9 protein-coding genes and 1 pseudogene are annotated in these 13,225 nt (G+C 70.6%); 1 reads left to right on the top strand and 9 read right to left on the bottom strand.

Going from position 1 to position 13,225, the window contains the following annotated elements:
• Positions 1-3: 3 nt before the first annotated feature.
• The 7 genes from topA to bldG all read right to left on the bottom strand — a co-directional run bounded on the left by topA (position 4) and on the right by bldG (position 9,599).
• Positions 4-2,844, bottom strand: a complete 2,841-nt coding sequence (gene topA / locus QF032_RS21900) for a type I DNA topoisomerase (RefSeq protein ID WP_307044969.1) — start codon at positions 2,842-2,844, stop codon at positions 4-6.
• A gap of 269 nt (positions 2,845-3,113) precedes the next feature.
• Positions 3,114-3,311, bottom strand: coding sequence for a hypothetical protein (locus QF032_RS21895; RefSeq protein WP_307044966.1), 198 nt, complete (start codon positions 3,309-3,311; stop codon positions 3,114-3,116).
• Between the two features lie 305 nt (positions 3,312-3,616).
• Positions 3,617-5,137, bottom strand: a complete 1,521-nt coding sequence (locus QF032_RS21890; protein WP_307044964.1) for a DUF7059 domain-containing protein — start codon at positions 5,135-5,137, stop codon at positions 3,617-3,619.
• 64 nt (positions 5,138-5,201) lie between these two features.
• A complete protein-coding gene (locus QF032_RS21885; protein ID WP_306950154.1) occupies positions 5,202-5,801 on the bottom strand; it encodes a small secreted protein in 600 nt (199 codons plus the stop codon).
• Between the two features lie 193 nt (positions 5,802-5,994).
• On the bottom strand, positions 5,995-8,403 hold the full coding sequence (locus QF032_RS21880) for a sodium-translocating pyrophosphatase (RefSeq protein WP_307057162.1): 2,409 nt from the start codon (positions 8,401-8,403) through the stop codon (positions 5,995-5,997).
• Positions 8,404-8,717: 314 nt separating this feature from the next.
• Positions 8,718-9,146, bottom strand: coding sequence for an ATP-binding protein (locus QF032_RS21875; protein ID WP_057577819.1), 429 nt, complete (start codon positions 9,144-9,146; stop codon positions 8,718-8,720).
• A gap of 111 nt (positions 9,147-9,257) precedes the next feature.
• Positions 9,258-9,599: an anti-sigma factor antagonist BldG gene (bldG, locus tag QF032_RS21870; protein WP_009189842.1), complete on the bottom strand. Its 342-nt coding sequence runs from the start codon at positions 9,597-9,599 to the stop codon at positions 9,258-9,260.
• A gap of 81 nt (positions 9,600-9,680) precedes the next feature.
• Between bldG and QF032_RS21865 the strand changes: the two genes are divergently transcribed.
• Positions 9,681-12,347, top strand: coding sequence for a DEAD/DEAH box helicase (locus tag QF032_RS21865; protein WP_307057160.1), 2,667 nt, complete (start codon positions 9,681-9,683; stop codon positions 12,345-12,347).
• Here QF032_RS21865 and QF032_RS21860 read toward each other — a convergent pair.
• Together QF032_RS21860 and QF032_RS21855 are read right to left on the bottom strand one after the other, a co-directional pair.
• Positions 12,295-12,744: pseudogene (locus QF032_RS21860) on the bottom strand (Rv3654c family TadE-like protein); the annotation flags it as partial. The gene QF032_RS21865 and the pseudogene QF032_RS21860 sit on opposite strands and share 53 nt — an antisense overlap.
• The gene (locus QF032_RS21855) at positions 12,741-13,175 is read right to left on the bottom strand and encodes a TadE family type IV pilus minor pilin (protein WP_307057158.1); all 435 of its coding nucleotides are present in this window, start codon (positions 13,173-13,175) and stop codon (positions 12,741-12,743) included. The gene QF032_RS21855 and the pseudogene QF032_RS21860, both read right to left, overlap by 4 nt.
• Positions 13,176-13,225: the final 50 nt, after the last annotated feature.

The raw sequence follows: 13,225 nt of genomic DNA, 5'->3' as shown, positions 1-13,225 counted from the left end.
CGGTCAGTCCTCGGACGTCGACCGTGCGGTCGTCGCCTTCGTCGCGGTGCTCTTCTTCGCCGTCGTCTTCTTGGCCGTCGTCTTCTTGGCAGCCGTCGTGGTCTTCTTGGCCGCGGCCTTCTTCGCCGGCGCCGCCTTCTTCGCGGTCGCCGTCTTCTTCGCCGGGGCCTTCTTCGCCGTCTTCTTGGCGGGCGCCTTGGCGCGCTTCTCGGCGAGCAGCTCGTAGCCGCGCTCCGGGGTGATCTCCTCGACGCTGTCGCCGGAGCGCAGGGTCGCGTTGGTCTCCCCGTCGGTGACGTACGGGCCGAAGCGGCCGTCCTTGACGACGACGGGCTTTCCGCTGACCGGGTCGGCGCCCAGCTCCTTCAGCGGCGGCTTGGCGGCGGCCCGGCCGCGCTGCTTGGGCTGGGAGTAGATCTCCAGCGCCTCTTCGAGGGTGATCGTGAAGAGCTGGTCCTCGGTCTGCAGCGACCGCGAGTCCGTGCCCTTCTTCAGGTACGGCCCGTAGCGGCCGTTCTGCGCGGTGATCTCCTGGCCCTCCGCGTCCGCGCCGACGACCCGCGGCAGGGACATCAGCTTGAGGGCCTCCTCCAGCGTCACGGTGTCCGGCGACATCGTCTTGAACAGCGAGGCCGTACGCGGCTTCACGGCGTTCTTGCCGGTCTTCGGGGTGCCCTCGGGGAGCACCTCGGTGACGTACGGGCCGTAGCGGCCCTTCCTGGCGACGATCTGGTGACCCGTCGCCGGGTCGGCGCCCAGTTCGAAGTCACCGCTCGGCGCGGCGAGGAGTTCCTCGGCCATCTCGAGGGTCAGCTCGTCGGGCGCCAGCTCTTCGGCGATGTCCGCCCGCTGGTGACCCTCCGCGCCCTTCTCCCCGCGCTCGATGTAAGGGCCGAAGCGGCCGACCCGCAGCATGATGCCGTCGCCGACGGGGAACGACGACACCTCGCGCGCGTCGATCGCGCCCAGGTCGGTGACCAGTTCCTTCAGGCCGCCGAGGTGGTCCCCGTCGCCGTTGCCGGCGTCGGCGGCACGGCCCTCGGCCGCGCCCTCGCCGAAGTAGAACCTCTTGAGCCACGGCACGGACTGCGCCTCGCCGTTGGCGATGCGGTCGAGGTCGTCCTCCATCTTGGCGGTGAAGTCGTAGTCGACGAGCCGCCCGAAGTGCTTCTCCAGGAGGTTGACCACCGCGAAGGACAGGAAGGACGGGACGAGCGCCGTGCCCTTCTTGAAGACGTAGCCGCGGTCGAGGATCGTGCCGATGATCGACGCGTACGTGGACGGCCGGCCGATCTCGCGCTCTTCGAGCTCCTTGACCAGGCTGGCCTCGGTGTAGCGGGCCGGGGGCTTGGTGGCGTGCCCGTCGACGGTGATCTGCTCGGCGGACAGCGGGTCGCCCTCGGCGACCTGGGGCAGCCGGCGCTCACGGTCGTCCAGCTCGGCGTTCGGGTCGTCGGCGCCTTCGACGTACGCCTTGAGGAAGCCGTGGAAGGTGATCGTCTTGCCGGAGGCACTGAACTCGACGTCCCGGCCGTCGGCCGCGGCGCCGCCGATCTTGACGGTCACGCTGTTGCCGGTCGCGTCCTTCATCTGGGAGGCGACGGTCCGCTTCCAGATCAGCTCGTACAGCCGGAACTGGTCGCCGGCCAGGCCCGTCTCGGCGGGGGTGCGGAAACGATCACCCGATGGGCGGATCGCCTCGTGCGCCTCCTGCGCGTTCTTGACCTTCGCCGCGTACGTCCGCGGCTGGGCCGGCAGATAGTCGGCGCCGTACAGCTGTGTGACCTGGGCGCGGGCCGCGGAGACAGCCGTGTCGCTCAGCGTCGTGGAGTCCGTACGCATGTACGTGATGTAGCCGTTCTCGTACAGCTTCTGCGCGACCTGCATGGTGGCCTTCGCGCCGAAGCCCAGCTTGCGGCTGGCCTCCTGCTGCAGGGTCGTCGTACGGAACGGGGCGTACGGCGAGCGGCGGTACGGCTTCGACTCGACGGAGCGCACGGAGAACCGCGTGTTCTCCAGGGCGGCGGCCAGGGCGCGGGCGTTCGCCTCGTCGAGCGGGAGGGTGTTCGCGCTCTTGAGTTGTCCCCGGGAGTCGAAGTCGCGGCCCTGCGCGACGCGCCTGCCGTCGACGGACTGGAGGCGGGCGACCAGCGACGACGGGTCCGACGGGTCGCCGGCGCGGCCGGTCGCGAAGGTGCCCGTCAGGTCCCAGTACTCAGCAGAACGAAACGCGATGCGCTCGCGTTCCCGCTCGACGACGAGACGCGTGGCGACGGACTGGACACGCCCGGCCGACAGGCGCGGCATGACCTTCTTCCACAGGACCGGCGAGACCTCGTAGCCGTAGAGACGGTCGAGGATGCGGCGGGTCTCCTGGGCGTCGACGAGCTTCTGGTTGAGCTGGCGCGGGTTGGCCACGGCGGCCCGGATCGCGTCCTTGGTGATCTCGTGGAAGACCATCCGCTTGACCGGGATCTTCGGCTTGAGGACCTCCTGGAGGTGCCAGGCGATCGCCTCGCCCTCACGGTCCTCATCGGTGGCGAGGAAGAGCTCGTCGGACTCCTTCAGCAGGTCCTTGAGCTTCTTGACCTGCGCCCGCTTGTCGGCGTTGACCACATAGATCGGCTGGAAGTCGTGTTCGACGTCCACACCGAGGCGGCGGACCTCGCCCGTGTACTGCTCCGGCACCTCCGCGGCGCCGTTGGGAAGGTCGCGGATGTGCCCGACGCTGGCCTCGACGATATAGCCGGGGCCGAGATAACCCTTGATCGTCTTCGCCTTGGCAGGCGACTCGACGATCACGAGTCGGCGGCCGCCCTGTGCGGTCTCGCTGGTCGGGGACAACTTCGCTCTTCTCTCCGGTCGGGGCTGGGGCCTCCCCAGGCCTTGTTCCCGGGGTCGGGTCATGGTGACGCTGCGGAGTGTGACGGTACATCCCGCCCCCGTGTCAAACGGGAAAAGCCCGCAACGGCCACTCGAACGGTAACCCGACTACCGCCATTCCTGCCGCCCGGAGTACCGACCGGCCCTTTTCCGTACGACCGGGAGGCGCCCTCCCCCTGATCGGCGTGAGCACCCTCACGCCCGCCGAACGAGCGTGCGACGGGATCGATTCACAGGCGGGCCAGGCACCACACGCCGACCGCCACTGCCGCACACGAGGCCAGCAGGGCCAGAGCCGCCGATGCGACGGGGCTCACACCCTGGGCCACGGGTTCCCGGTGCCCCACCCGGACCGCGGTCCACACCAGCAGAGCGCCCCCGAAGAGAGCCAACACCATTCCCGCGAAGATCATCGGCCCACTTTCCATGGTCGCCTCCGCCCCCTCGTCCGCCCGTGCCTGCCCCGGCCACCAGCCGGCCCCGGCCCGGACGCTGTCACGCGCGGGCGGCGATCCGGCGAACCCGAGGTGAACGGCCGGACTACGCACGGGGCGAACACCGCGTCACCGGGAGGCGGGGGGCCCGGGCGGTTCAGGCAGGGGTGACGGCGGAGGTGGGCGTGGGGGCTCTCGGCCAGGGGCAGGGGTAGGCATGTCCGGCGGAACCTTGCATCGCGCGGATCCGGGACCGACCCCTGCGCCCGGAGGAGTCGAGATCCGGCCGCTTGGCCGCGTCACTGCGCCGGTTCGAGGAACCCCTGCTCCACCAACAGGCGGATCTGGGCCGGAGTGCGGTCCCGCAGCAGCACCGGGTCCTCGCCCATCAGCTGGGCGATGGCGTCGAGAATGCGGCCTGCGCTCAGCGAGCCGTCGCACACGCCCGCGAAGCCCGCGCCGACCGTGTCGACCTTGGTCGCCCGGCGCATGCCGCGGTGCTGGCGCAGCACCACGTGCTCCGGGTCCTCCGCGCCGGGGAGCCCCACCTGTTCCTGGACGACCTCCGCGACCAGCCGGAAGTGACCGGCGAGCAGAGCCGCGTCGTCGTGGGCACGCAGGTAGTCGAGCCGCTCGAAGTGCGCCAGGACCGCGTCGCCGAGCGGCTGTTCCACCGGGTGCGGCCACTCCTCCACGGTGATCACGGGTTCCGCGGCCGCCGTCCTGCGCAGGGTGATCCAGCCGAAGCCGACGGCCTTCACCTTGCGCGCCTCGAACTCGTCCAGCCATGCGTCGTAGTGCGCCTGGTACTCGGCGGGGTCACTGCGGTGGTCCCCGGCGTCCCTCAGCCAGAGTTCGGCGTACTGCGTGACGTCCTGCACCTCGCGCTGCACGATCCACGCGTCGCACCCACGGGGCACCCACGATCTGAGCCTGTCCTGCCAGTCCTCCCCTTCCACGTGCTGCCAGTTGGCGAGGAACTGCGCGAACCCGCCCTCGTTCAGCCGTTCCCCCGCCCCCTGAACGAGCGAGCGGCACAGATCGTCCCCGCCCATCCCACCGTCCCGGTAGGTGAGCCGGGCGCCCGGCGAGATCACGAACGGCGGGTTCGACACGATCAGGTCGTAGGTCTCGTCGTCCCGGACCGGCTCGAAGAGTGAGCCCTCGCGCAGCTCGGCCGCCGGGGCGGCGGACAGCGCGAGGGTGAGGGCGGTGATGTGCAGCGCGCGCGGATTGAGGTCGGTCGCCGTCACGCGCGTGGCGTGCCGGGCGGCGTGCAGTGCCTGGATGCCCGATCCGGCGCCCAGGTCGAGAGCGGCGGAGACGGACCTGCGCACGGTGATGCCGGCGAGGGTCGTCGACGCGCCTCCGACGCCCAGGACGACGCCCTCGTCGTTGCTGCCGATGCCGCCGGCGCCGCCGACGGCGCAGCCGAGGTCGGACACGATGAACCAGTCCTCGCCGTCCGGACCGCCGTACGGCCGCACGTCGACGGTCGCGGCCATCTCGTCGCCGCCCGTGGGGACCAGCCAGCCGCTCTCCACGCACGCGTCTACGGGCAGGAACTCCGCCACACGCGCGTGCGGGACGGGTTGCTGGAGCAGGAAGAGGCGCACGAGCGTCTCCAGCGGCGTGTCCCCGCGGGTCGCGCGCAGCGCCGGCACGGTCTCGCTGCGCGCCAGAGCCGCGTAGGCGGGGGCGCCGAGCAGGTCGAGGAGGCCGTCCGCGGTGAAGGCGGCCGCGAGCAGGGCCTCCCGCAGCCGGGCGGCGACGTCGGGACGGTCGGCGGAGGGCAGGGGAGACAGGGTGGCGTTACTCACGCCCCCATTGTCCCCCGTCACCCCTGGGGCCGCTCCCGGCCCCGGCCGGTCCGGTCGCGCCGGCTCAGCTCTTCTTCGCGCGGGCGGAGGCGGAGGCGGCCACCTTCTTGCAGCTGTCCTGCTTGGCCATGGCGTCCTTGACGTCGCCCTGCTCGAGGTTCTTCAGCGCGGTGTTGCCGCTCTTGCTGAGCCGGCCGAGATCGGTGGCGATGTCCTGCAGACCGTCGGCGAACTTCCCCTGGTCCTTGGTGTCCAGGGCGTCGACCTGCTTCTTCAGGCCGGCGTAGGAGGTCGAGAGGGTCGTGAGCGCCGCGACGGCGTCCTTCTGCTTCTTCTCGCCGTTGTCGACGCCGGGCGGAGTGCCCGCCTTCTGGACGGCCTGCGCGAGCGCGCTGTAGGCGTCGGACATGTCCTGGAAGGCCTTGGAGTCGGTCTTCTGGACGTTCACGGGGGCGTTGTTGTCCGTGGCGGCCTGCTTGATCGCGGCGTTCGCCGCGTCGACCTTGGCGTCCTGCGCGGGCAGCGCGTCGCAGACCTGCTTGGCCCAGGCGTCGAGCTCCTTGTTGCCTTCGTCGCTGCTGCATCCGGACAGTGCCAGTACCAGTACCGCACCGCCGGACAGTGCGGCCGTGAGCTTCTTGTTCACCGGTTTGGTTCCTTCCATGGCTCTCGGCCCCGGAACATACACGGCAACCGGGCGACAACCCCAGAACGAATGACCGTTATGTGAGCTGCTGAACCATTTGCACCAAGAGAGAGAAGGCTCACGGCGGGCTCACACCGACGACACAGCGGGCGGGTGACGCGTCAACCCGCGCCGCCCGCCCGCTCTTTGAACTGGCCTCCGGTGAGCCGCGCTAGGAAACCACCGCCGGATCGACCGACTTGGCCGCGCTGCCGGTGTTGTTCTCTTCGTCACCCATGGCGATGCCGCGCCGTTTGGAGACGTACACCGCGACCACGATGACGAGGAGCGAGAGCAGCGCGATCACGATGCGCACACCGATGCTCTTGTCCTCGCCATAGCTGAACTTGATCACTGCGGGCGCGATGAGGAGCGCCACGAGGTTCATGACCTTCAGCAACGGGTTGATCGCGGGGCCGGCGGTGTCCTTGAACGGGTCGCCGACCGTGTCACCGATCACCGTCGCCGCGTGCGCCTCGCTGCCCTTGCCGCCGTGATGGCCGTCCTCGACCAGCTTCTTGGCGTTGTCCCACGCGCCACCGGAGTTGGCGAGGAAGACGGCCATCAGCGTGCCGGAGCCGATCGCGCCCGCCAGGAACGCGCCCAGCGCCCCGACCCCGAGGGTGAACCCGATGAAGATGGGCGCCAGCACGGCGAGCAGTCCGGGTGTGGCCAGCTCGCGCAACGCGTCCCGGGTGCAGATGTCGACGACCTTGCCGTACTCCGGCTCCTCGCTGTAGTCCATGATCCCGGGGTGCTCGCGGAACTGCCGCCGCACCTCGAACACCACGGCGCCGGCCGACCGTGACACCGCGTTGATCGCCAGCCCCGAGAAGAGGAAGACGACCGCCGCGCCGGCGATGAGACCGACGAGGTTGTTGGGCTGCGAGATGTCCATCATCAGGGTCATCGGCGCGCCCGCCCCGGACAGTTTCTCGCCCACGTCCTGCGCGCCGGTCGTGATCGCGTCCCGGTACGACCCGAAGAGCGCCGACGCCGCGAGAACTGCGGTGGCGATGGCGATGCCCTTGGTGATCGCCTTGGTGGTGTTGCCGACGGCGTCCAGGTTGGTGAGAACCTGCGCGCCCGCGCCCTCGACGTCACCGGACATCTCGGCGATGCCCTGCGCGTTGTCGGAGACCGGTCCGAAGGTGTCCATGGCGACGATCACGCCCACCGTGGTGAGCAGACCGGTGCCGGCCAGCGCCACCGCGAACAGCGCCAGCATGATCGACGTACCGCCCAGCAGGAACGCCCCGTACACGCCGAGTCCGATCAACAGGGCGGTGTAGACGGCCGATTCGAGTCCGACGGAGATTCCGGCGAGGACCACGGTGGCGGGGCCCGTCAGCGACGACTTGCCGATGTCGCGCACCGGCCGGCGGTTGGTCTCCGTGAAATAGCCCGTCAACTGCTGGATGACGGCTGCCAGAAGAATGCCGATCGCCACCGCGACGAGTGCGAGGACCCGCGGGTCGCCGCTCTTGCCCTGGATCGCCGCGTCGGTGACGCCGTCGAGGTCGGCGTACTTGCCGGGGAGATAGAGGAAGACGGCCACGGCGACCAGCACGAGCGAGATCGTCGCCGAGATGAAGAAGCCCCGGTTGATCGCCGACATGCCGCTTCGGTCGGACCGGCGTGGGGCGACCGCGAAGATCCCGGCCATGGCCGTGAGCACGCCGATCGCGGGCACGAGCAGCGGGAAGGCGAGTCCGGCGTCGCCGAAGGCCGCCTTGCCCAGGATCAGCGCGGCCACCAGGGTCACGGCGTACGACTCGAAGAGGTCGGCCGCCATGCCCGCGCAGTCGCCGACGTTGTCGCCGACGTTGTCGGCGATGGTCGCGGCATTGCGCGGATCGTCCTCCGGAATGCCCTGCTCGACCTTTCCGACCAGGTCGGCGCCGACGTCGGCGGCCTTGGTGAAGATGCCGCCGCCGACCCTCATGAACATGGCGATGAGGGCGGCGCCGAGTCCGAATCCCTCCAGCACCTTCGGCGCGTCGGCCGCGTACACCAGCACCACGCAGGCCGCGCCGAGCAGGCCGAGCCCCACCGTGAACATGCCGACGACGCCGCCCGTACGAAATGCGATCTTCATTGCTTTGTGCGAGACGGCGGTGAGATCCTTTTCCGGTTCGCCTTCCGCCGGCGTCGCTTCCCGTGCCGCCGCGGCGACACGCACGTTGCTGCGCACGGCGAGCCACATACCGATATAACCGGTGGCCGCCGAGAACGCCGCTCCGATCAAGAAGAACACCGATCGGCCGGCCCGCTGATTCCAGTCGTCCGCGGGCAGCAGCATGAGCAGGAAGAATACGACGACGGCGAATACGCCGAGCGTGCGCAACTGCCGGGCCAGATAGGCGTTGGCGCCCTCCTGGACCGCCGCCGCGATCTTCTTCATGCTGTCGGTGCCCTCGCCGGCCGCGAGCACCTGGCGCAGCAGCACGCCCGCGACCACGAGCGCGGCCAACGCCACGAGCGCGATGACCACCACCAGGAGGCGGTTGCCGTCGGTCAGCTCCGCGGCTGCGAGGGTTGTCGGGTGATCCAACGGATGAGAGGTGGGAAGCCCCGCCATTCGTCCTCCTTGACGCTTGGGCTGAGCTCAAGATGTGGACGGATTGTAGGTACCGGAACCTGATCAAAACAGTGCCCGGCAAACGAAATTCGCCTTTTCGTCAAGTAATGCCTTCAAGGCATTGATCGTGAATTGCTTCACGAATTGCAGTCGATTTCGTTCGCCGCATGATTCACTTCTCGCGACTGACTTCTCATGATTCACTCGCGAGATCACTGCAAGCATGCACGACTACCCAGGTCCGCGCATGCCAAGAGGCCCCACCGGAGTGGGGCCCCTCAGAAACCGAAACGCTGTGGACGGCTCGGGACGACTCAGGTCAGCGTGGCCGTCACCGCGGCCGACGGCCAGGTCATACGGATCTGCCCGCCGTGCTCTCCGGCGGTGACCTCGACGTCGTCCACGAGGCCGCTGATGACCGCGAGGCCCATCTCGTCCTCCTCGGCCTCCACGTCCCCGCCGGAACCGGGTGCCCGGTCGCCGGGCGCCGTACGGGGCGCCTCGTCGCCGACCTCGATGGAGAACTGTTTCTCCTCCTCGATCAGCAGCACCTTCACGGGCGCGGTGATACCGCCCGTCTGGTGCAGTCCGACGGCGCGGGAGCAGGCCTCACCGACGGCGAGCCGGACCTCGTCGAGAACCGCCTCGTCCACCCCGGCCCTGCGCGCCACCGCCGCCGCCACCAGTCGGGCGGTCCTGACGTGCTCGGGCAGCGCGCTGAAGCGGAGTTCAACGGTGGCCATGCGTCCCCCTCGGAACTACGGGCGTGCTGTCAGGGGGCCGGGCCGCCGAGGCCCGGACCCCCTACGTTGTTCGACCATCCGTGCCGGGCCGCACGGGCCCGGCACGGGTGGTCAGTCGGTGGCAGCGACCGCTTCGTCGACCGAGGTGTGAATGGGGAACACCTTGGTCAGACCAGTGATGCGGAAGATCTTCAAAATACGCTCCTGGTTGCAGACCAGACGGAGCGAGCCCTCATGGGCACGCACCCGCTTCAGTCCGCCCACCAGTACGCCGAGCCCGGTGGAGTCGAGGAAGTCCACGCCCTCCATGTCGACGACGAGGTGGAAATTCCCGTCGTTCACCAGCTCGACCAGTTGCTCGCGCAACTTGGGCGCGGTATATACGTCGATTTCGCCACCGACCTCGACGACCGTACGATCGCCGACGGTACGGGTCGACAGGGACAGGTCCACGGATCCTCCAGCACCTTGCTATCGAGCGGTCGTCCCTCGGAACACCTGAACAGGAGCCCCCGGGACGGTACGCCAGCCGCGATGGCATTCAATCACTTACCGGCAGGCGTGCACGACGCCTTGGCTCCATTGTCCGTCACGCCAGTGACACACTCGGTGCCGATGGCCAAGAATCTCCGATCCGATCGATCCTCGCCCGAGACCGCGCCCCGCCTGTCTCCGGGCGCGGTCCTCGACCGGCTCGCCCCCGGACCGAACCGGGCGTCGCGCATCACTCATACGGAGCACTTGCCCCCGCGCGCGGGTCGCCATGCCGTCTGGCCCGACCGGATTCGTTCCGAGGTCGTCGCGGCCGTGCAGGCCTGCGGCATCGAGCACCCCTGGGCGCATCAGGCCCTGGCCGCAGAGCACGCCCTGGACGGCGACTGCGTGGTCGTCGCCACGGGCACCGCGTCCGGCAAGTCGCTGGCGTACCTGGTACCGGTCCTCTCGGCCCTCCTGGACGGCTCCGAGGCCCCCAACGGCCGCGGCGCCACCACCCTCTACCTGGCTCCCACCAAGGCCCTGGCGGCTGATCAGTGCCGCTCGGTGAAGGAACTCTCACAACCTCTCGGCAACGCCGTACGGCCGGCCGTGTACGACGGCGACACGCCGTTCGAGGAACGGGAGTGGATCCGCCAGTACGCCAACTACGTCCTCACCAACCCGGACATGCTGCACCGGGGCATACTCCCGTCCCACCCCCGCTGGTCCTCCTTCCTGAAGTCCCTGAAGTACGTCGTCATCGACGAGTGCCACACCTATCGCGGCGTGTTCGGCTCCCACGTCGCCCACGTGCTGCGGCGTCTGCGCCGTCTGTGCGCCCGCTACGGCGCCTCCCCGGTCTTCCTGCTGGCCTCCGCGACGGCGGCCGACCCGGCGGTCGCCGCCGGCCGCCTCACAGGCCTCCCGGTGGTCGAGGTCGCCGACGACGCCTCACCCCGGGGTGAACTGGTGTTCGCCCTCTGGGAGCCGCCGCTCACCGAGATGGTGGGCGAGAAAGGTGCACCCGTCCGGCGTACGGCCACCGCCGAGACGGCCGACCTGCTGACCGACCTCGCCGTCCAGGGCGTGCGCACCGTCGCCTTCGTCCGCTCCCGGCGCGGCGCCGAGCTGATCTCCGTGATCGCCCAGGAACGTCTCGCCGAGGTCGACCGCTCGCTCGCCCGGCGTGTCGCCGCCTACCGCGGCGGCTACCTCCCCGAGGAGCGCCGCGCCCTGGAACAGGCCCTCCACTCGGGCGAGCTCCTCGGTCTCGCCGCGACCACCGCCCTGGAACTCGGCATCGACGTCTCCGGGCTCGACGCCGTCCTGATCGCCGGCTACCCGGGCACGCGCGCGTCACTGTGGCAGCAGGCCGGGCGGGCGGGCCGCGCCGGTCAGGGCGCGCTGGCCGTGCTCATCGCCCGCGACGACCCCCTGGACACCTTCCTCGTCCACCACCCGGAGGCGCTGTTCGACCGTCCGGTGGAGTCGACGGTCCTCGACCCCGACAACCCCTACGTTCTCGCGCCGCATCTGTGCGCGGCGGCCGCCGAGCTCCCGCTGACCGACGAGGACCTGCCCCTGTTCGGCCCCGAGACGGAAGGTCTGCTGCCGCAACTGGAGGCCGCGAAGCTGCTGCGCCGCCGGACGAAGGCCTGGCACTGGACCCGCCGTGAACGGGCCGCCGACCTCACGGACATCCGCGGCCAGGGCGGTCGCCCGGTCCAGGTCGTCGAGGCCGGCACGGGCCGACTGCTCGGCACGGTCGACGCCGGGGCCTCCCACACCACCGTCCACGAGGGCGCTGTCCACCTCCACCAGGGCCGCACGTATCTCGTGCGCTCCCTGGACCTGGACGACTCCGTCGCCCTCGTCGAGGAGGCCAGCCCGCCGTACTCGACGGTCGCCCGCGACACGACGTCGATCTCCGTCCTGGAGACGGACGTCGAGGTCCCGTGGGGCCAGGGCCGGTTGTGCTACGGGTCGGTCGAAGTCACCAACCAGGTCGTCTCCTTCCTTCGTCGGCGCGTCCTCACCGGTGAGGTCCTGGGCGAGTCCAAGCTCGACCTCCCGCCCCGTACGCTGCGCACGCGTGCCGTGTGGTGGACCGTCACCGACGACCAGCTGGACGCGGCCCGGATCAACCCCGAGATCCTCGGCGGGGCCCTGCACGCCGCCGAACACGCGTCGATCGGCATGCTCCCGCTCTTCGCGACCTGCGACCGCTGGGACATCGGCGGCGTGTCGGTGCCCCTTCATCCCGACACGCTGCTGCCGACGGTCTTCGTCTACGACGGCCATCCCGGCGGCGCGGGCTTCGCGGAGCGGGCCTTCCACACGGCCCGCGCCTGGCTGACCGCCACCCGCCAGGCCATCGCCTCCTGCGAGTGCGACGCCGGATGCCCGTCCTGCATCCAGTCCCCCAAGTGCGGCAACGGCAACGATCCGCTGCACAAGAGGGGCGCGGTCCGCCTCCTCACGGAACTCCTGCGGGAGGCTCCGCAGGAGAAACCGGAACCGGCCGTGGAAGAGACGGCGGGACCGACCGCGCAGGAGGAGACGGCAAAGCGTCCGCAGACTGCGCCGGAAGTGCGTCCGCAGGCTGAACCGGGAATGCGGCCGCAGGAGGAGCCGGAAGTGCGTCCGCGGGAGGAGCCGGGAGTGTCCGCGGCGGTTGAGGCGCCGGAAGCACCACCGCCTCCGGCGGTCCCGCCCGCGCCCTGACCTCGGCCGCGAACGGTCCGCGTCCCGAGGCCGCCGTCACGTCCGAGATCTGGCCGACCACGGAGCACCGCACCAGCCGCGCGCGTTGCGCCCGGGCCACCCGGTCCGCTCGAGCACAGGCCCGGTCGGCGCCGTCCGACCAGTGGTCCGCCGCCGCGAGCGCCGCGAGGTCGGCACCGCCCGCGGCCCGGTGCCGGGACGTCACGGCCTGCCCGAGGGCGAGTACCGCGCCGAACACTACGCACAGCACGGCGATCGCACCCACGCTCCAGACGGTGGCGGAGCCGCGATCCCCTCCCCCGCGCCGGTGGGCCGCGAGGCCACGGAGACGGCCTCTGTGCGCTCCGAGGCGGCGGAGGCTCCTCGCGTGCTCTCCGAAGCGGCCGAGGCGGCTCATGAGCCCTCCTCCGCGCCCTGGGCGGCAGCGCCCGAAGCATCGTCCGCGCTTCCGGTGCTCCCCAGCGCCCCTGAGCCCTCCGGGGCCCCCGGGGCCTCTACGCTCCCTGGGTCCCCCACGGCCTCCTCCGCGGCTGCCACTGCCTCCTCCCGTACCTCGAAGGGCAGCCCGCGCAACCCCGGCGGCTTCGCCACGACCACCACGCGCACCTGGTCGCCCTCCCTGCCGACGGTCACCCGCGCCCCGCGCGGTGCGGTGACGCGGGCCACCTCGAGCACCGCATCGGACGGATCCTGCCGGGCCGCGGCCCGAGCGCCGGCCCTGGCCGCGTCCACGCACTGGATCTGGGCTGACATGACGAGCAGCCCCCAGACCAGCGACATCGCGAAAACGACCACCACCGGCAGCACCACGGCCGACTCCGCCGTCACGAACCCGCGGTCCCCGCGGCCGCGCTGCCGCCGGCGCCCGCGCGGGGGCT

The sequence above is a fragment of the Streptomyces achromogenes genome (assembly GCF_030816715.1).
In the GTDB taxonomy this organism is placed as follows: Bacteria; Actinomycetota; Actinomycetes; order Streptomycetales; family Streptomycetaceae; genus Streptomyces; species Streptomyces achromogenes_A.
This window is presented reverse-complemented; position numbering and strand designations above follow the sequence as displayed.

What these genes read in the sequence shown, in the direction of transcription:
- QF032_RS21875 (WP_057577819.1), bottom strand. Translation starts at nt 9,146, where the DNA reads ATGGCCACCGTTGAACTCCGCTTCAGCGCGCTGCCCGAGCACGTCAGG.
- QF032_RS21895 (WP_307044966.1), bottom strand. Translation starts at nt 3,311, where the DNA reads ATGGAAAGTGGGCCGATGATCTTCGCGGGAATGGTGTTGGCTCTCTTC.
- QF032_RS21885 (WP_306950154.1), bottom strand. Translation starts at nt 5,801, where the DNA reads ATGGAAGGAACCAAACCGGTGAACAAGAAGCTCACGGCCGCACTGTCC.
- QF032_RS21880 (WP_307057162.1), bottom strand. Translation starts at nt 8,403, where the DNA reads ATGGCGGGGCTTCCCACCTCTCATCCGTTGGATCACCCGACAACCCTC.
- QF032_RS21865 (WP_307057160.1), top strand. Translation starts at nt 9,681, where the DNA reads ATGGCATTCAATCACTTACCGGCAGGCGTGCACGACGCCTTGGCTCCA.